Annotated in this window: 14 protein-coding genes, 1 tRNA gene and 2 pseudogenes; 6 read left to right on the top strand and 11 right to left on the bottom strand. The window is 66.9% G+C overall.

Going from position 1 to position 16,507, the window contains the following annotated elements; genetic code table 11:
- From AQY21_RS26410 to AQY21_RS26385, 7 genes and pseudogenes are all read right to left on the bottom strand, one after another.
- A partial coding sequence (locus AQY21_RS26410; protein ID WP_203416685.1) for a hypothetical protein occupies positions 1 to 438 on the bottom strand: 438 nt, incomplete at its 3' end.
- Positions 439 to 564: 126 nt separating this feature from the next.
- Positions 565 to 1,050 (bottom strand): methylaspartate mutase subunit S, encoded by a 486-nt coding sequence (glmS, locus tag AQY21_RS26405; RefSeq protein ID WP_058100557.1) that lies wholly within the window; start codon positions 1,048 to 1,050, stop codon positions 565 to 567.
- A gap of 58 nt (positions 1,051 to 1,108) precedes the next feature.
- Positions 1,109 to 1,558 (bottom strand): annotated as a pseudogene (locus tag AQY21_RS28180) (integrase core domain-containing protein); the annotation flags it as partial.
- Positions 1,559 to 1,645: 87 nt separating this feature from the next.
- A pseudogene (locus AQY21_RS26400) lies at positions 1,646 to 2,560 on the bottom strand (IS481 family transposase); the annotation flags it as partial.
- The gene (locus AQY21_RS30295; protein ID WP_369807849.1) at positions 2,473 to 2,997 is read right to left on the bottom strand and encodes a DUF6538 domain-containing protein; all 525 of its coding nucleotides are present in this window, start codon (positions 2,995 to 2,997) and stop codon (positions 2,473 to 2,475) included. The gene AQY21_RS30295 and the pseudogene AQY21_RS26400, both read right to left, overlap by 88 nt.
- Before the next feature lie 52 nt (positions 2,998 to 3,049).
- Positions 3,050 to 3,124 (bottom strand) — tRNA-Asn (locus AQY21_RS26390).
- Positions 3,125 to 3,228: 104 nt separating this feature from the next.
- Positions 3,229 to 4,095, bottom strand: a complete 867-nt coding sequence (locus tag AQY21_RS26385) for an MBL fold metallo-hydrolase (protein WP_058100555.1) — start codon at positions 4,093 to 4,095, stop codon at positions 3,229 to 3,231.
- A gap of 58 nt (positions 4,096 to 4,153) precedes the next feature.
- On the opposite strand from AQY21_RS26385, the gene AQY21_RS26380 reads away from it, so the two are divergent.
- The 5 genes from AQY21_RS26380 to dps all read left to right on the top strand — a co-directional run bounded on the left by AQY21_RS26380 (position 4,154) and on the right by dps (position 8,280).
- Positions 4,154 to 5,491 carry an ATP-binding protein gene (locus AQY21_RS26380; RefSeq protein ID WP_058100554.1) on the top strand — a complete coding sequence of 446 codons (1,338 nt, stop codon included), beginning with the start codon at positions 4,154 to 4,156 and terminating at the stop codon, positions 5,489 to 5,491.
- A 72-nt stretch (positions 5,492 to 5,563) separates the two neighbouring features.
- Complete coding sequence (fabD, locus tag AQY21_RS26375; protein ID WP_058100553.1) at positions 5,564 to 6,490, top strand: ACP S-malonyltransferase; 927 nt, start codon at positions 5,564 to 5,566, stop codon at positions 6,488 to 6,490.
- 63 nt (positions 6,491 to 6,553) lie between these two features.
- Positions 6,554 to 7,291, top strand: a complete 738-nt coding sequence (fabG, locus tag AQY21_RS26370; RefSeq protein ID WP_058100552.1) for a 3-oxoacyl-ACP reductase FabG — start codon at positions 6,554 to 6,556, stop codon at positions 7,289 to 7,291.
- 136 nt (positions 7,292 to 7,427) lie between these two features.
- Positions 7,428 to 7,661, top strand: coding sequence for an acyl carrier protein (locus tag AQY21_RS26365; RefSeq protein WP_011748063.1), 234 nt, complete (start codon positions 7,428 to 7,430; stop codon positions 7,659 to 7,661).
- A gap of 145 nt (positions 7,662 to 7,806) precedes the next feature.
- A complete protein-coding gene (gene dps / locus AQY21_RS26360) occupies positions 7,807 to 8,280 on the top strand; it encodes a DNA starvation/stationary phase protection protein Dps (RefSeq protein WP_058100551.1) in 474 nt (157 codons plus the stop codon).
- A 57-nt stretch (positions 8,281 to 8,337) separates the two neighbouring features.
- Here dps and AQY21_RS26355 read toward each other — a convergent pair whose 3' ends face one another.
- Genes AQY21_RS26355 through AQY21_RS26340 form a run of 4 tightly spaced genes read right to left on the bottom strand, consistent with a single transcriptional unit; the run spans position 8,338 to position 12,894 of the window.
- Positions 8,338 to 9,414, bottom strand: coding sequence for a BMP family ABC transporter substrate-binding protein (locus AQY21_RS26355; protein ID WP_058100550.1), 1,077 nt, complete (start codon positions 9,412 to 9,414; stop codon positions 8,338 to 8,340).
- Positions 9,415 to 9,435: 21 nt separating this feature from the next.
- Positions 9,436 to 10,326 carry an ABC transporter permease gene (locus AQY21_RS26350; RefSeq protein ID WP_058100549.1) on the bottom strand — a complete coding sequence of 297 codons (891 nt, stop codon included), beginning with the start codon at positions 10,324 to 10,326 and terminating at the stop codon, positions 9,436 to 9,438.
- Positions 10,323 to 11,393 carry an ABC transporter permease gene (locus AQY21_RS26345; RefSeq protein WP_058100548.1) on the bottom strand — a complete coding sequence of 357 codons (1,071 nt, stop codon included), beginning with the start codon at positions 11,391 to 11,393 and terminating at the stop codon, positions 10,323 to 10,325. Before AQY21_RS26345 ends, AQY21_RS26350 begins: the two co-directional genes overlap by 4 nt.
- On the bottom strand, positions 11,380 to 12,894 hold the full coding sequence (locus AQY21_RS26340) for an ABC transporter ATP-binding protein (protein WP_058100547.1): 1,515 nt from the start codon (positions 12,892 to 12,894) through the stop codon (positions 11,380 to 11,382). The genes AQY21_RS26345 and AQY21_RS26340 overlap by 14 nt, the downstream gene beginning before the upstream one ends.
- 92 nt (positions 12,895 to 12,986) lie before the next feature.
- Between AQY21_RS26340 and dnaE the strand changes: the two genes are divergently transcribed.
- A complete protein-coding gene (gene dnaE / locus AQY21_RS26335) occupies positions 12,987 to 16,457 on the top strand; it encodes a DNA polymerase III subunit alpha (RefSeq protein ID WP_058100546.1) in 3,471 nt (1,156 codons plus the stop codon).
- The last annotated feature ends 50 nt before the right edge of the window (positions 16,458 to 16,507 follow it).

The raw sequence follows: 16,507 nt of genomic DNA, 5'->3' as shown, positions 1-16,507 counted from the left end.
CTTGGCATAGGGGATGTTGTAGGAGATCCCGCCGCCCTCATAGCTGGAAAACCCGGCGCAAAGCGTGATCTCGGCCAGGAGCCGCGCATCGGGCGTGCCGTGCCGGACCTGCACCGGCTTCTCCACCGCCTCGACCAGCCGCCGGCAGCCGTCGACGCCATGGTTGACCGCGGGAAAGCCGTTCAGCAGCGAGGTGCCCGCCGCGCGCGAGCGGTCGATGCCCTCCTGCGCCTCGGCATAGCGGTTGTGGCGGGTATAGGCGTCGATGGTCGTCGGCAGCACGTCGCAATAGGGGGCCAGCCCGTTCAGCAGCGCGATATGCTCGCGCAGCAGGGCCACCCCGGCGCGGGGTTGCAGCAGGGTGCGGTTCTCGGCATCGGCGCGGCTGAGCGCCAGCGGGAAACGCTTGGCCTCGGGCAGCGCCTCCTGCAGCCGCACGCCGGCCTCGAAATCGACGTCGGGGCCGGTGGATCAGCTTTGCAGCACCTCGCGGCGTTCGGCGTCGAATGTGGCGTCGTCCAGTCGGGTATTGGTGATCTCGGTCATGGGTTCGGGAACGCTGGATCAGGCCGACAGGCGTTCGGTGATGCCGAAGGCGGCGGTGTTGTGGCCATAGGCCAGCGGGCGGCGACTCTGGATGTCGGACTTCAGCAGCTCCACCACGTCCTCGAGCCGCACGGTCGGCGGAAACACCCGGTCGAAGCCCATCTCGAGGAAGCGCTGCTCGACCTCGGCGAAGGCGCGCTTGCCGATTACCAGGTTGCCGCCGACATAAAGCAGGATCTCGCCCAGCCCGCGCTCCTCGCAGCGGGCGCGGAAGTCCTGGCAGTCGATCTCGCCATGGCCATAGATCGACGAGACCAGGATGGCATCGGCCCTTTCCTCGATGGCCGCCTGGATGAACTCGTCTTGGCTGACCATAACGCCCAGGTTCACCACCGTGATACCGGTCCGGCCCAGCACCGCCGCGATGATCTTGTTGCCGACCGCATGGCAATCGGCGCCGATCACCCCCAGGATGACCCGGTATTCCGAGACCGCCTCCAGCATGGTTCCTCCCCTTCGCAATGAACCTGCGCCGAGGGGTAGGGGAATCACCCGCATCCGGTCAAGTTTTGTGAAGAGATATTATGAATCGGTAATTACTATTTATCTGTTTGATGCCGAGGCACTGGTTCCGCAGGCGAGGCGCGCAGGGTAGAAGGTGTTTGGCAATTGAACCGCGCCGGGTTTGCCGGAGGCTGATTTGGATTAGTTGCGCGGCCATGACTTCAGTTTCCAGAGCCGCGTAGAAGTTTGCCTCTGCTTCCGAAGGCGGGATGTTCCCGATCGGTTCGAGCAGACGGCGGTTGTTAAACCAGTCGACCCATTCGAGCGTAGCATATTCTACGGCCTCGAAACTGCGCCAGGGTTCCCGTCGATAGATCACCTCGGCTTTGAACAGACCGTTGATTGTCTCGGCCAAGGCATTGTCATAGCTGTCACCGACGCTGCCCACCGATGGTTCGATGCCAGCTTCCGCCAGCCGCTCACTGTAGCGAATGCTCAGATACTGGGCGGATTCAACCGGTCGTCGCAACACCTTCGATCATATCCTGTTTGAGCAGCTGGTCGAGTGCCTCTGCCGGCGTTTGCCAGCCAAGCGTCTTTCGTGGTCGCGTGTCCAGATCTTGCAGATGTATTCGTAAGGCGTGAGACCGCCGAGGGTCTTTAGCCTTCGTGCGAAGTTGTAGGCCGCCATGAAGTCGGCGAGGTGCGTTCGCAGCTGGTCGTGGGTTTCGTAGTGGAAGCGTTTGACGGTGGCGTCCTTGATCGTGCGGTTCATCCGTTCGACCTGGCCGTTGGTCCAGGGATGGTTGGGCTTGGTCAGCCGGTGCTCAATCCCGTTTGCCTCACAGATCATGTCGAAGCGCATCGGCCGGGAGTAGATGGTGTTCCGGTTCCGCGGCTGCTCTGCGAACTGGATTCCGTTGTCCGTGAGAATGGTGTGAACCTGGTAGGGCACGGCTTCAAGCATATGCTGAAGGAATTCCCAGGCTGTCTTCCTGTCGGCTTTATCGACGAGTTGGGTCACGGCGAACTTGCTCGTGCGGTCGATGCCGACGAACAAATATAGCTTACCTTCAGCTGTCTGCACCTCAGCTATGTCGATGTGGAAGAAGCCGATCGGGTAGCGTTTGAATTTCGACCGCTTCGGCTTGTCGCCCTCCATATCAGGCAAGCGCGAGATGCCATGTCGCTGCAGACAGCGGTGCAGCGCTGATCGCGTCAGGTGGGGGATCGAGGGCTGCAGAGCGTAGAGACAATCGTCTAATGGCAGCAGCGTATGGCGCCGGAATGCCACGACCATCGCCTCCTCGGCTTCGGTGAGGACGGTGGATCGCGGCTCCTACGGCCCGGTCTTCATATCCTCGACCGTCGCGCGCTTGCGCCACTTAGCAACGGTCTTGGGGTTGATGCCCAACTCCCTGCTCAGTTGCGCGAGCGAAGCTTGCGATCGCTGTATTGCTGCTCGGACAGCGTGCGTGGTCGTGGCGCTGCCATGGCGAATTTGTCCCATAGGGCATCCTTCCATTCCAAATAAAGGATCGCACCATCAAACCGTGGGATCAAACACCTAGCGCCGCCGTCGGCCTGCGAATATGATGGCCCGATTTCGCTGGATGCGCGCCATTTCATCCGCGACGACATGGCGCAGCCACTTCGCAGCCACTTCGCAGCATCGGCGAGGCTCAGGATTTCGTTGCGGATGTCGTCGAACATTCGGTCGCTCTCTGCAGTCAATCTGCGAGCGATTATACGGGCACGCGTCGGATCTGTCGTGCGGAGTGGCACCTGCAGGACGCCGTTTTCTGTGGACAACCGAGGCAAGCGTCGTCGCCAGTGATAGCTGTGACCGCGTTGGAGGATATGGTGTGGCCACCATTTCGATCGACCTCGCGTTGAGCGGGCGACCCTCGAACCTGGCGGCGGCTGTGTGACACTCTTGTGTGACACACCGAAGAAAGGCTAATAAAATCGTAGCAAAATCAATATCTTACTTATTGATTGGCTCCGGCGGTAGGGATCGAACCTACGACCAATTGATTAACAGTCAACTGCTCTACCGCTGAGCTACGCCGGAACACGGGGCGGTGTATAGCCTCGCTCTTTGGGGCCGTCCAGAGGGGTTTGCGCATTTTTTTCATCCGCATGGAAAATTCCCGGTCCCTCTTGTCCCGCGCACATTCAATGCCCGGAAAACACCGAATCCGAGCCGATCGGGCCGGGGGTCGAAACCGCGCCAAGCTCGGAAAGTGCGATCAGATGCGCCAGCACGTTGCGCGTCGCCGCGGGAATCATCGCCGGCGGGATGCGGTAGATTCGCCGCGCCAGGGCCTCGGCCGTGGCGGGGCCGGCCCGCAGCGCCGAAAGGATCTGCACCGTGCGCTCGCGCCGATGCGCGGCAAGCTCGGCCAGGCGCGCCGAGGGGTCGCCGATCGCCTCGCCATGCGCCGGGAGCAGCACACGCGCGCCCGCCGAATCGAGCCGCGCCAGAGAACGGAAGTAATCCGCCAGATCGCCGTCCGGCGGCGAGATGATGGTCGAGGACCAGCCCATCACCACATCGCCGCAAAAGATCGTCTCCTCCTGGCGAAAGGCCAGGTGGCCGGCGAAATGGCCCGGCGTGTGCAGCGCGGCCAGGCGCCATTCGTCGGTCTCGACCACCGCGCCGTCGGCCAGGGCGATATCGGGGGCGAAGTCGCGGTCCAGCCCCTCGCCGCCGTCGATCGCGCCCTCGCGTGCCAGCCGCTCCATCACCGCCGAACGGCCCGATTCGGCCGGGCCGAAGCCCAGGATCGGCGCGCCGGTCGCCCGCGCCAGCGCCCGGGCGCCGCCGGAATGGTCCAGATGCGCATGGGTGACGAAGATATGGCTGATGCGGCCGGATCCCGCGGCGGCCAGGATCGCCTGGCGATGCGCGGCAAGGTCCGGGCCGGGATCGATCACGGCGATCCGCTCGCGTCCCAGCAGGAAGGTGTTGGTGCCCGGCCCGGTGAAGGGCGAGGGATTGTCGGCGGTGATGATCCGCAGGGCTTTCTCGGCGCTTGTCATGGGGCTAACCTAGCCATGGCAAGGCCCGGTTTCCAAGGGCCGTGTGGGGCAAGAGGCGATGAATCTCGACTGGCTGAAACGGACCATGCCGCGCGGGCTTTACGGACGGGCGGCGCTGATCCTGTTCCTGCCGGTTGTGGTGGTGACCATCGTCGTCACCATCATGTTCCTACAACGCCATTTCGAGGACGTGACGCGGCAGATGACCTCGGGCATGGCGCGCGAGGTCGCGCTGGTCGTGGCGCGGATCGAGGCGGCGCCGGATATCGCGGCGGCGCATGATTCGGCCGGCGAAGTCGCCGGGCCGCTGGGGCTGGAGCTGATCCTGCCCGCCGAACCGGGCGCGGATTGGCGGGCCTTTTACGACCTCTCGGGGCGAATCGTCATTGCCGAGCTGCACGGGCGCGTGCCCGCCGTGCGTGCCGTCGACCTGAGCCACCGGCGCGAGGTGCGGGTGACGCTTCAGGGCCGCTGGGGGGATTACCGGCTGGTGTTTCCGCGCAGCCGGGTCAGCGCCTCGAATCCGCATCAGCTGCTGGTGCTGATGGTCGGCACCTCGCTGCTGATGACGGCGATCGCGACGATCTTCCTGCGCAACCAGCTGCGCCCGATCAAGCGGCTGGCGCGGGCGGCCGAGGAATATGGCAAGGGGCGGATCATTTCCTATCGTCCCGCCGGTGCCAGCGAGATCCGCAGCGCCGGTACCGCCTTTCTGGAGATGCGCGCCCGCATCGAGCGCCAGAACGAGCAGCGCAAGCAGATGCTCTCGGGGGTGAGCCATGACCTGCGCACGCCGCTGACCCGGCTGCGGCTGGGCCTGTCGATGCTGAGCTCCGACTACCCGCCCGATCCCGAGGAGATCGCGGCGCTGGAAAGCGATGTGGCGGCGATGGGCACCATGGTCGATGCCTTTCTGGACCATGCCCGCGACGCGGCGCAGGACGCGCCGCCCGAGCCGGTGCCGGCGCTTGATTTCGTCCGCGGCATCGTGGCCGATGCGCAGCGGGGCGGCCAGCAGGTGGTGCTGCATTCGGTCTCGGGCGATGGGGCCGGCCGCGCCACCTTTCGCCGCGACAGCCTGCGCCGCGCCATCGAGAACCTGATCGGCAATGCCGTGCGCTATGGCAAGCGCGCCGAGGTCGAGGCGGCGCTGGGGCCGAGCTATTTCCGCGTCTCGGTCGAGGATGACGGACCCGGCATCCCAGCCGAGAAGCGCGAGGAGGCGTTGAAGCCCTTTACCCGACTCGACCCGGCGCGGAACCAGAACCGCGGACAGGGGGTGGGGCTGGGCCTGTCCATCGCCGCCGACATCGCCCGCGCCCATGGCGGCCAGTTGCGGCTGGGCGAGGGCGAGCGGCTGGGCGGGTTGCGGGCCGAGATCGTGATTCCGCGCTGAGCGGCGCGGTTGCGGGACGTCCCGTCGCGGGCTAAGGCTGTCACAAAGACATAAGACAGAAGGGATTCCGCGATGCGGGCATTCGTATTTCCGGGGCAGGGCGCCCAGGTCGTCGGCATGGGGCGCGAGCTGGCCGAGGCCTATCCGGCGGCGCGCGAGGTCTTTGCCGAGGTGGACGAAGCGCTGGGAGAGAGCCTGTCCGACCTGATCTGGAACGGCGATATCGAGACGCTGACCCTGACCCAGAACGCCCAGCCGGCATTGATGGCGACTTCGCTGGCGGCTTTCCGGGCGCTGGAGGCCGAGGGTTTCGGCATCCAGGACGCGGATTTCGTCGCCGGCCATTCCCTGGGCGAGTATTCGGCGCTTTGCGCGGCCGGCGCCCTGAGCCTTGCCGATACCGCGCGGCTTTTGCGCCTGCGCGGCCAGGCCATGCAGGAGGCGGTGCCGGTCGGGCAGGGCGCCATGGCGGCGATCCTGGGCCTGGATTTCGCCGCGGTGGACCAGATCGCCCGCGACGCGGCCGAAGGCGAGGTCTGCCAGGCCGCCAATGACAACGATCCGGCGCAGGTGGTGATCTCGGGCCACAAGGCTGCCGTGGAGCGTGCGGCGGCGCTGGCCAAGGAGCGCGGCGCCAAGCGGGCGCTGATGCTGCCGGTCTCGGCCCCGTTCCATTCGGCGCTGATGCAGCCGGCGGCGGCGGTGATGGCCGAGGCGCTGGCCGCGGTCGAGATCGCCGCCCCCGCCGTGCCGCTGGTCGCCAATGTCCGCGCCGAGCCGGTGACCGAGCCGGGCGCCATCCGGCGGCTGCTGGTCGAGCAGGTGACGGGCGCCGTGCGCTGGCGCGAGTCGGTCGAGTTCCTGGCCGGGGCCGGGGTGACGGAGTTCTGGGAGATCGGCGCCGGCAAGGCGCTGTCGGGCATGATCAAGCGCATCGCCAAGGATGCCGTGGTGAAGAATATCGGTGCCCCGGCGGATATCGCGGTGCTGAAGGCGTAAGGGGGCTCCGCCCCCATCCCTGCGGGATTCCCCCGGAGTATTTGGAAAACGGAGAAAGACCTGATGTTTGATCTGACGGGTAAGAATGCCCTTGTGACCGGGGCGTCGGGCGGGATCGGCGGGGCGGTGGCGGAGGCTCTGCATGCCGCCGGGGCCACGGTGGCGCTGTCGGGTACGCGCGAGGCGCCGCTGCGGGAGCTGGCGGAAAAGCTGGGCGCGCGGGCGCATGTCGTCACCGCCAACCTGGCCGATGCGGCGGCGGTCGAGGCGCTGCCCAAGGCGGCGGCCGAGGCCATGGGCTCGGTCGATATCCTGGTCAACAATGCCGGCATCACCCGCGACAACCTGTTCATGCGCATGTCCGACGAGGAATGGGCGCAGGTGCTGGAGGTCAACCTGACCTCGAGCTTCCGGCTGTGCCGCGGAGTGCTGCGCGGCATGATGAAGGCGCGCTGGGGCCGGGTCGTGAATATCGGCTCGGTCGTCGGCACCACCGGCAATCCGGGGCAGGGCAATTACGCCGCCGCCAAGGCGGGGCTGGTCGGCATGTCGAAGAGCCTCGCCTATGAGGTCGCCTCGCGCGGGATCACCGTGAACTGCGTGGCGCCCGGCTTCATCGAGACCGCGATGACCGACAAGCTGAACGACGAGCAGAAGGGCCGGATCCTGACGCAGATTCCCGCCGGCCGCATGGGTTCGGCCCAGGAAATCGCCGCTGCCGTGCTGTATCTGGCCAGCCCCGAGGCGGGCTATGTCACCGGCGCGACCCTGCATGTCAACGGCGGCATGGCGATGATCTGAACGTGGTTTATGCGGGTTGCAAGATCACGTTCGCGTGCTATATCCCGCAAACAAGGCCGCAGGGGAACCGCCCTGGGCTCTGACCGGCAATCGCTGGAACATCTGGGCGGATTGCCCGCGAAAACGAGGAAGAGACATGAGCGATATCGCTGATCGCGTGAAGAAAATTGTCGTCGAGCACCTGGGTGTCGATGAGGAGAAGGTCACGGAGACCGCCTCGTTCATCGACGATCTCGGCGCCGATTCGCTGGATACTGTCGAGCTGGTCATGGCATTCGAGGAAGAGTTCGGCATCGAGATCCCGGACGATGCCGCCGAGACGATCCAGACCTTCGGCGATGCGGTGAAGTTCATCCAGGGCGCGGTCTGATCCTGCTCTGAGAAGGTTTCGGGGCGGTGCTTTCGATGGAAAGCGCCGCCCTTTTTCTTTGGTTGGGGTGGTTTGACCCAGCGTCGCGGGGAACCGCCGTGCGGCTGCCTTCGTTTCAGGGGTGAACCTGACGAAGGAGAGTTTCATGGCCGTGAATGTCAAAGGGCTCAGCGACAATGCCCGCAAGACCGCGATCGCCGAGTTGAATGCCCGCCTGGCTGACGCGCTGGCGCTGTCGGCGGCAATCAAGCAGGCGCATTGGAACGTCAAGGGCCGCAACTTCATCGCGGTGCATGAGTTGTTCGACACAGTCAAGGCGCGGCTGGACGAGCATGTGGACATGATGGCCGAGCGCGTGCAGGTGCTGGATGGCGTGGCCGTCGGCACGGTCGAGAAGGTGGCCAAGACCAGCACGCTGAAGGAATACCCGACCGACCTGACCAAGGCCGAGGATCATATCAAGGCCATCTGCGAGCGGATGCGCGATTACGGCGAAAAGGTCCGTGCCGCTATCGACGCCACCGACGAGGCGGGCGATGCCGATACCGCTGACCTGTTCACCGCCGCCTCGCGCACGGCGGACAAGGATCTGTGGTTCCTGGAAAGCCATCTGGAGTGACGGCCCTGCCGGCGTGACGGGAAACCGGGGCCAAGACCCCGGTTTTGCTTTGTGTCGTTACTTCGGCATCGGTGCCGTGATGCCCTCGACATAGAAATTCATCGAGGACAGGTCCTGGTCGCTGGCGGTCTGGCCCTCGGCCAGCCAGTCGCTGCCGTCCTGCTTCTTCAGCGGCCCGGTGAAGGGGTGGTATTCGCCCGAGGCGATCCTGTCCTTCAGCGCCAGCGCCTCTTCCTTGACTTCGGCGGGAACGGCCTCGGTGATCTCGCCGATCTCGACCTCGCCGTCGCCGATGCCCAGCCAGACCGAATGCGATGTCCAGCTGCCGTCCAGCACCTCGCCGACGCGCTTGACGTAATAGGGCGCCCAGTTGTCGATGATCGACGAGACCCGCGGCGTCGGCTTGAAGGCCGCCATGTCGCTGGCCTGGCCGAAGCCGATGGCGCCGGCCTCCTGCGCCTTGGCCAGCGGCGCGGTCGAGTCGGTGTGTTGCAGGATCACGTCCACGCCCTCGGCGATCAGCGCGGCGGCGGCATCGGCCTCTTTCGCGGGGTCGAACCAGCTATAGGCCCAGACCACCTTCATCTCGACATCCGGGTTCACCTTCTTCGCGTGGATATACGAGCTGTTGATGCCCTGCACCACCTCGGGGATCGGGAACGAGCCGATATAGCCGATCTTGTTCGACTTGGTCATGCGCCCGGCGATGGTGCCCATGACGGCGCGGCCCTCGTAGAAGCGCGCGTCGTAGGTGGCGACGTTCTCGGCGGTCTTGTAGCCGGTGGCGTGCTCGAATTTCACGTCCGGGAACTTCTTGGCGACGTTGATCGTGGCGTCCATGAAGCCGAAGCTGGTGGTGAAGATCAGCTTGTGGCCGGACAGGGCCAGCTGGGTGATGGCGCGCTCGGCATCGGCGCCCTCGGGGACGCTTTCGATGAAGGTGGTCTGGACGCGGTCGCCATATTCCTTTTCGACCGCCTGGCGGGCCAGGTCGTGCTGATAGGTCCAGCCGCCGTCGCCCACCGGCCCGACATAGATGAAGCCCACCTTGAGCTTTTCATCCTGGGCAAAGGCGGGCAGGGCCGAGGCGGCCACAAGGGCGGCAGCGCTGCCGAGAAGGGTTCTGCGGTTCATCATGGTCTCCTGTTGGTTACGCTAGCGCAGCGCGTGGAAGGGCCTGCCCAGCGATCCGGGGGCAGCAGCCCCGCCCGAGCGGCCGAATTTCTGCCGGGCCGAGATCAGCACCAGCACGATGATCGTGGCAAGATAGGGCGCCATGGACAGCAGTTGCACCGGCACCGCGACCCCGGCCGCCTGCAGGCGCAGTTGCAGCACGGTGACGCCGCCGAACAGCCAGGCACCGGCCAGAACCCCCCAGGGGTTCCATTGCGCGAAGACCACGATGGCCAGCGCGATCCAGCCGGCGCCGGCGGTCATGCCCTCGGTCCATTGCAGCACCGTGGCGATGGAGATATAGGCGCCGCCCATTCCGGCCAGCGCGCCGCCGAAACCGATGGCGAGGATGCGCACCCGCCGCACCGGATAGCCGAGGCCGTGGGCGGCGTCGTGGTTCTCGCCCACGGCGCGCAGGATCAGCCCGGGCTGCGCGCGAGCGAGGAACCACCAGACCAGCGGAACCAGCGCGATGCCGAGCCAGATCATCCAGTTCAGGCCCAGGGGGCCCGGCATCATCGCCGGCGCCTTCATCCCTTCATAGGGCTTGCCGAACATGGCGGTCAGCCCCAGGCCGAACAGCGTCAGCGCGAGGCCCGTGGCGACCTGGTTGGACAGCAGGAATTGCGTCAGCACCGCGAAGATCATCGACAGCGCCGCCCCGGCAATGGCGGCCGCCAGGAACCCCAGCGCCGTGCTGCCGCTGGCATGGGCGACGGCGAAGCCCGCCAGCGCGCCGCCGATCATCATGCCCTCGACACCCAGGTTCAGCACGCCGGCGCGCTCCACGACCAGTTCGCCAAGCCCGGCGAACAGGATCGGCGTGGCGGCGCCGAGCAGCAGGATGAAGACGGAAAGCGGGTCGATCATCATGCGCGCCTCCGGATGCGATAGCGGGTCAGGATGTCGAAGCCGAGCAGGAAGAACAGCAGCATTCCCTGGAAGACCTGCACCGTCGCGGCGGGCAGGTTCAGCATCATCTGCGCCAGTTCCCCGCCAATATAGGTCAGCGCCATGAGCAGTCCGGCCAGCAGGATGCCCAGCGGATGCAGCCGGCCCAGGAAGGCCACGATGATCGCGGTGAAGCCGTAGCCCGAGCCGAAGCTCTCGGTGATCTGACCGGCCGGGCCCGCAACCTCGAAAAGCCCGGCCAGGCCCGCCAGCGCGCCCGAGACGCCCAGGCACAGCGCCACCAGCCGCTCGGGGCGCACGCCGGCGAAGCGGGCGGCGCGGGGCGCGGCGCCGGCGGTGCGGATGTGAAAGCCCAGGACGTGGCGCGACATGACGAACCAGGTCGCCGCCAGGGCCAGCACCGCCGCCACGCCGCCCCAATGCAGGCCGGAATTGGCGATCAGTTCGGGGTTCGAGGCGGCGTCATATTGTTGCAGATTGCGCGAGCCGGGGAAGTTGAAGCCCTCGGGGTTCTTCATCGGGCCGAAGGCCATCCAGGCGGCGATCTTCTGCGCCACATAGACCAGCATCAGCGAGACCAGGATCTCGGAGGCCCCGAACCAGTTCCGCAGCAGCGCCGGGACCATGCCCCAGGCCCAGCCGCCAAGCGCCCCGGCCAGGATCATCGCCGGAAAGATCCAGAAGGCGTCCAGCGGATAGGCGGTCAGCGCCACCGCGGCGCCGCAGATCGCGCCGATGATATATTGCCCCTCGGCGCCGATGTTCCAGATCCCGGCGCGGAACCCCAGCGCCAGGCCGCAGGCGATCAGGATCAGCGGCCCGGCCTTGACCAGCAGCTGCGGCCGCGAATAGCCGGCGGCGGGACCGAACAGCGGGTCCCAGAAGATGGTGCGGATAGCGGCCAGCGGGTCGAAGCCCATGGCGGCGAACAGCGCGCCGCCGACGATCATGGTGGCCAGCACGGCAAGAACCGGCGTCGCGACCTGCCAGACCAGCGGTGCCGAGGTGCGGGGCTCAAGCCGGAACATGCGCCACCTCCATGCCATGGGCGCCGCCCAGCATCAGGCCGATCTCCTCGACGGTCAGCCCCTCGGTCGGGCGGGGGGCGGACAGCCGCCCCTGGTTCAGGGCGCAGAAGCGGTCCGACAGCTCCAGCAATTCGTCCAGGTCCTGGCTGTTGACGATCAGCCCGGCGCCCTGCGCGGCCAGATCCAGCAGCGCCTGGCGGATGGCCGCGGCGGCGCCGGCATCGACGCCCCAGGTCGGCTGGTTCACCACCAGCGCCCGCGGCCGGCCCAGCACCTCGCGGCCGATGACGAATTTCTGCAAATTGCCGCCCGACAGCGCGCCCGCCGCCGTGCCGGGACCGGGGGTGCGCACGTCGAAGGCGCGGATCACCTGTTGCGCGAAAGCCGTGGCCGCCTTGCGGTCGATCAGGCCCTTGCGGATCAGCCCCTGCCGTGTCCCGGCGGTCAGCAGCGTGTTTTCCGCCAGGCTGAATTCGGGCACGGCGGCATGGCCCAGCCGGTCTTCGGGCGCGGCGAGCAGCCCGGCGCGGCGCCGCGCCTCGGGGCCGGCGGCGGAGAGGTCGCGACCCTCCAGCAGCACGGTGCCGGGCGTGGTCGCCGTCTCGCCCGACAGCGCCGAAAGCAGCTCCTCCTGCCCGTTGCCGGCGACGCCGCCGATGCCCAGGATCTCGCCCGTCCGCAGGCTCAGCGCGATGTCCTTCAGCGCCACGCCCTCGCCGTCCGCCGTGGACAGGCCGCGCACCTCCAGCACCGGCGCACCGGGCTTGCGCCCCGAGCGGTCCACCAGCCGCATCTCGGCCCCGACCATCATCGCCGCCAGTTCGCGCGCGGAATGGGCGCGCGGATCGACCGTGCCCACCACCTTGCCCTGGCGCAGGATGGTGGCGCGGTCGCAATGGCTGCGGATTTCTTCCAGCTTGTGGCTGATATAGAGGATCGCCGTGCCGGCCTCGGCCAGTTGCCGCAGGGTGGCGAACAGGATCTCGGCCTCCTGCGGGGTCAGAACCGAGGTGGGCTCGTCCATGATCAGCAGGCGCGGGTTTTGCAGCAGGCAGCGCAGGATCTCGACCCGCTGCCGCTCGCCCGCCGACAGCGCGGCGATCCGCCGCGCCGGGTTCAGCGGCAGCCCGTAGCCCTGCGACAGCTCGGCGATACGGCGCGCAAGTTCCGCGCGCGGCGGTGGGTTTTCCATCCCCAGCGCGATGTTCTCGGCCACGGTCAGCGCGTCGAACAGGCTGAAATGCTGGAACACCATGGCGACGCCGGCGGCACGGGCGGCGCGCGGGTCATGCGGCGCATAGGGGGTGCCCAACAGGGCCATCCGCCCCTCGTCCGGCCGCACCAGCCCGTAGATCATCTTGACCAGCGTGGACTTGCCGGCGCCGTTCTCGCCCAGAAGGGCGTGGATCTCGCCGGCCTCGACCGCGAAGGACACGTCGTCGTTGGCGCGCACGCCGGGATAGGTCTTGCCCAGGCCTTCGGCCCGGAAAACATTGCTCACTGTCGCGGGCCTCGCTGCTTTTTGCGCAAGATTAGCGGTTTTCCGCCGAGGGGCAATTGCACAGTTGGGCAGGTCGCCCCTAAATTGGCGCCATGCCTGAAAATTCCCCCCGATTCATCCACCTGCGCACCCATTCCGAACATTCGCTGCTGGAAGGCGCGGTGCCGGTCAAGAAGCTCGCCGATCTTGCGGCGCAGAACGGCATGCCCGCCGTCGCGCTGACCGACAGCAACGCCTTGTTCGCGGCGCTGGAATTCTCGGTCAAGGCGCAGGACGCGGGCGTGCAGCCGATCATCGGCTGCCAGGTGACGCTGCAAGCCGAGGTCACGGGCCCGGTGGTGCTGCTGGCGCAGAACGAGGCCGGCTGGCTGAACCTGATGGAACTGTCCACCTGCCTCTACCTGCGCGACGACCATGCGCTGCCGCATGTGACCCCCGAGGAACTGGAGGCCCATGCCGAGGGGCTGATCTGCCTGACCGGCGGCGCCGGCGGCCCGCTGGGTCAACTGGTGCTGCAAGGCCGGCAGGCCGAGGCGCGCGCTCTGGCCCAGCGTCTGTCCGCCGCCTTCCCGACAAGGCTTTACGTTGAGTTGCAGCGCCATCACGATGCCGAGGGCCAGCCGGTTCCCGAGGAGGCGGGTTCCGAAGGCGGCATGATCGACATCGCCTATGCGCTCGACCTGCCGCTGGTCGCCACCAACGACGTGTATTTCCCTAAAGCCGAGCTTTTCGACGCCCATGACGCGCTGATCTGCATCTCGGACCGCGCCTATGTCGACCAGACCGCGCCGCGCCGCCGGCTGACCCCGCAGCATTACTTCAAGACCGCCGCCGAGATGGCGACGCTGTTCGCCGACCTGCCCGAGGCGATCCAGAACACCGTCGAGATCGCCCGCCGCTGCGCCTTCGCGGTCAAGAAGCACAAGCCGATCCTGCCGCGCTTCGCCGATGACGAGGTCGAGGAGCTGCGCCGCCAGGCCTGGGACGGCCTGCGCGCCCGGCTGGCAGTGATCCCGCATTCCGCCACGGTCGAGGAATACGAGGAACGCCTGCGCTTCGAGCTGGGCATCATCGAGCAGATGGGCTTTCCCGGCTATTTCCTGATCGTTGCCGACTTCATCAAATGGGCCAAGGAACACGGCATCCCTGTGGGGCCCGGCCGCGGCTCGGGTGCGGGGTCTCTGGTCGCCTATGCGCTGACGATTACCGACCTGGATCCAATCCGTTACAGCCTGCTCTTCGAGCGGTTTCTCAACCCCGAGCGGGTCTCGATGCCCGACTTCGACATTGACTTCTGCATGGATCGCCGCGAGGAGGTGATCCAATATGTGCAAGAGAAATACGGCCGCGACAAGGTCGGCCAGATCATCACCTTCGGCGCGCTGCTGTCCAAGGCCGCGGTGCGCGACGTCGGCCGGGTGTTGCAGCTGCCCTTCGGCCAGGTGGACCGGCTGTCCAAGATGATCCCGGTCGAGGGCGTGAAGCCGGTCAGCGTCACCAAGGCGCTGGCCGACGAGCCGCGCCTGCGCGAGGCGGCCAAGGAAGAGGTGGTGAACCGCCTGCTGGACTATGCCGCCAAGATCGAGGGGCTGCTGCGCAATGCCTCGACCCATGCCGCCGGCGTGGTGATCGGCGACCGGCCGCTGCACCGGCTGGTGCCGCTTTACCGCGACCCGGCATCCGACATGCCGGCGACGCAGTTCAACATGAAATGGGTCGAGCAGGCGGGGCTGGTGAAGTTCGACTTCCTCGGCCTCAAGACCCTGACGGTGATCCAGAATGCGGTGGACCTGATCAATGCCGGCGGTCGGCCGCTGCATGTCGCCGCAGACGGGCGTCAGCTCTACGAGCCCGCCAAGGGGGCCGAGAACCAGATCAATGCCATCCCGCTGGACGACAAGCCCAGCTACGATCTTTTCGCCAGCGCCCGCACCGTAGCGGTGTTCCAGGTCGAAAGCTCGGGCATGATGGACGCGCTACGGCGCATGAAGCCGACCTGCATCGAGGACATCGTGGCGCTGGTGGCGCTGTATCGCCCCGGCCCGATGGAGAACATCCCGACCTATTGCGAGGTGAAGAACGGCCTGCGGCCGCTTGAATCCATTCATCCTTCCATCGACCACATCCTGGCCGAGACCCAGGGCATCATCGTCTATCAGGAGCAGGTGATGCAGATCGCGCAGGTCATGGCCGGCTATTCGCTGGGCGGCGCCGACCTGCTGCGCCGCGCCATGGGCAAGAAGATCGCCGAGGAGATGGCCAAGGAACGGCCGAAATTCGTCGAGGGCTGCAAGGCACAGGGAATCGACACGAAGAAAGCCGGAGAGGTCTTTGACCTGCTTGAGAAATTTGCCAATTACGGCTTCAACAAGTCGCATGCGGCGGCCTATGCCGTGGTCAGCTACCAGACCGCCTGGCTGAAGGCCAATCACCCGGTCGAGTTCATGGCCGCGGTGATGAACTGCGACATTCATCTGACCGACAAGCTCGCCGTCTATAAACGCGAGGCCGACCGGATGGGGATCGAGACCGTGCCGCCCTGCGTCAACCGCTCGGAGGCCCTGTTCAGCGTCCGGGATGGCAAGATCCTCTATGCGCTCGGCGCGCTGAAGGGCGTGGGGGTCGAGGCGATGAACCTGATCGTGCAGGCCCGCGGCGGCCAGCCCTTTGCCGACCTGCACGACTTCGCCCGCCGCGTGGACATGCGCCGGGTGGGCAAGCGGCCGCTGGAGATGCTGGCCCGCGCCGGCGCCTTCGACGCGCTGGAACCGAACCGGGCGCGGGTGCTGAAATCGCTGGACGGGCTGGTGGCCTGGTCGGCGGCGGTGCAGGCGGCGGCGGCCTCCAGCCAGTCCTCGCTGTTCGGCGGGGGCGAGGATCTGCCGCCGCCGCGGCCGGTCGCCGCACCGGTCTGGATGCCGGCCGAGAAGCTGGCCGAGGAACATGCGGCGGTGGGCTTCTATCTTTCGGGCCATCCGCTGGACGACTACCAGCCGGCGCTGCGCCGCAAGGGGGTGCAGACGCTGGCCGAGGTGACGCAGGCGGCGGCCGACGGCGCGCTGGTGGCGCAGCTGGCCGGCACCGTCGCGCATCGCCAGGAAAAGAAATCCGCGCGCGGCACCCGCTTCGCCTTTGTCGGCCTGTCCGATCCGACTGGGCTTTACGAGGTCACGGTGTTCTCGGATACGCTGGACGCGCATCGCCAGCACCTGGAGCCGGGCGAGAACGTGGTCTTGCAGGTGCAGGTCGAGCCCTCTGGCGACCAGGTCAAGCTGCTCGCGCGCTCGGTCATGCCGCTGGATCAGGCGGTGGCCGATGCGGGCGCAAATTGCCTGGCGATCGAGATCGCCGGGCTGGATGCGGTGCCCGGCGTCGCCGAGGCGCTGGCGCGCATCCAGGCCGAGGTCAGTGCCCCCGCCCGCGCCCGCGGTCCGATCTTGCTGCGGCTGAAGGACGGCGCCGATTTGGTCGATATCGAGATCGCCGAGGATGCGCCGCTCACCACCCCCGCCCGCCAGGCCCTGCGCGTTATTCCCGGCGTGCTGGAGGTGGTCGAGGAGTAAGGGGGTCGGGTGGGGGCGAGGGGCCGGGGCTCTGAGCCCCATTGCCGACG

The sequence above is a fragment of the Paracoccus sp. MKU1 genome, assembly GCF_001447385.1.
Lineage (GTDB): Bacteria > Pseudomonadota > Alphaproteobacteria > Rhodobacterales > Rhodobacteraceae > Paracoccus.
This window is presented reverse-complemented; position numbering and strand designations above follow the sequence as displayed.

Bases quoted from the DNA above. Each gene is read 5' to 3' on its own strand.
- glmS (WP_058100557.1), bottom strand. From the start codon at position 1,050: ATGCTGGAGGCGGTCTCGGAATACCGGGTCATCCTGGGGGTGATCGGC.
- AQY21_RS26385 (WP_058100555.1), bottom strand. From the start codon at position 4,095: ATGACAAGCGCCGAGAAAGCCCTGCGGATCATCACCGCCGACAATCCC.
- AQY21_RS26380 (WP_058100554.1), top strand. From the start codon at position 4,154: ATGAATCTCGACTGGCTGAAACGGACCATGCCGCGCGGGCTTTACGGA.
- fabD (WP_058100553.1), top strand. From the start codon at position 5,564: ATGCGGGCATTCGTATTTCCGGGGCAGGGCGCCCAGGTCGTCGGCATG.
- fabG (WP_058100552.1), top strand. From the start codon at position 6,554: ATGTTTGATCTGACGGGTAAGAATGCCCTTGTGACCGGGGCGTCGGGC.
- AQY21_RS26365 (WP_011748063.1), top strand. From the start codon at position 7,428: ATGAGCGATATCGCTGATCGCGTGAAGAAAATTGTCGTCGAGCACCTG.
- dps (WP_058100551.1), top strand. From the start codon at position 7,807: ATGGCCGTGAATGTCAAAGGGCTCAGCGACAATGCCCGCAAGACCGCG.
- AQY21_RS26355 (WP_058100550.1), bottom strand. From the start codon at position 9,414: ATGAACCGCAGAACCCTTCTCGGCAGCGCTGCCGCCCTTGTGGCCGCC.
- AQY21_RS26350 (WP_058100549.1), bottom strand. From the start codon at position 10,326: ATGATGATCGACCCGCTTTCCGTCTTCATCCTGCTGCTCGGCGCCGCC.
- AQY21_RS26345 (WP_058100548.1), bottom strand. From the start codon at position 11,393: ATGTTCCGGCTTGAGCCCCGCACCTCGGCACCGCTGGTCTGGCAGGTC.
- dnaE (WP_058100546.1), top strand. From the start codon at position 12,987: ATGCCTGAAAATTCCCCCCGATTCATCCACCTGCGCACCCATTCCGAA.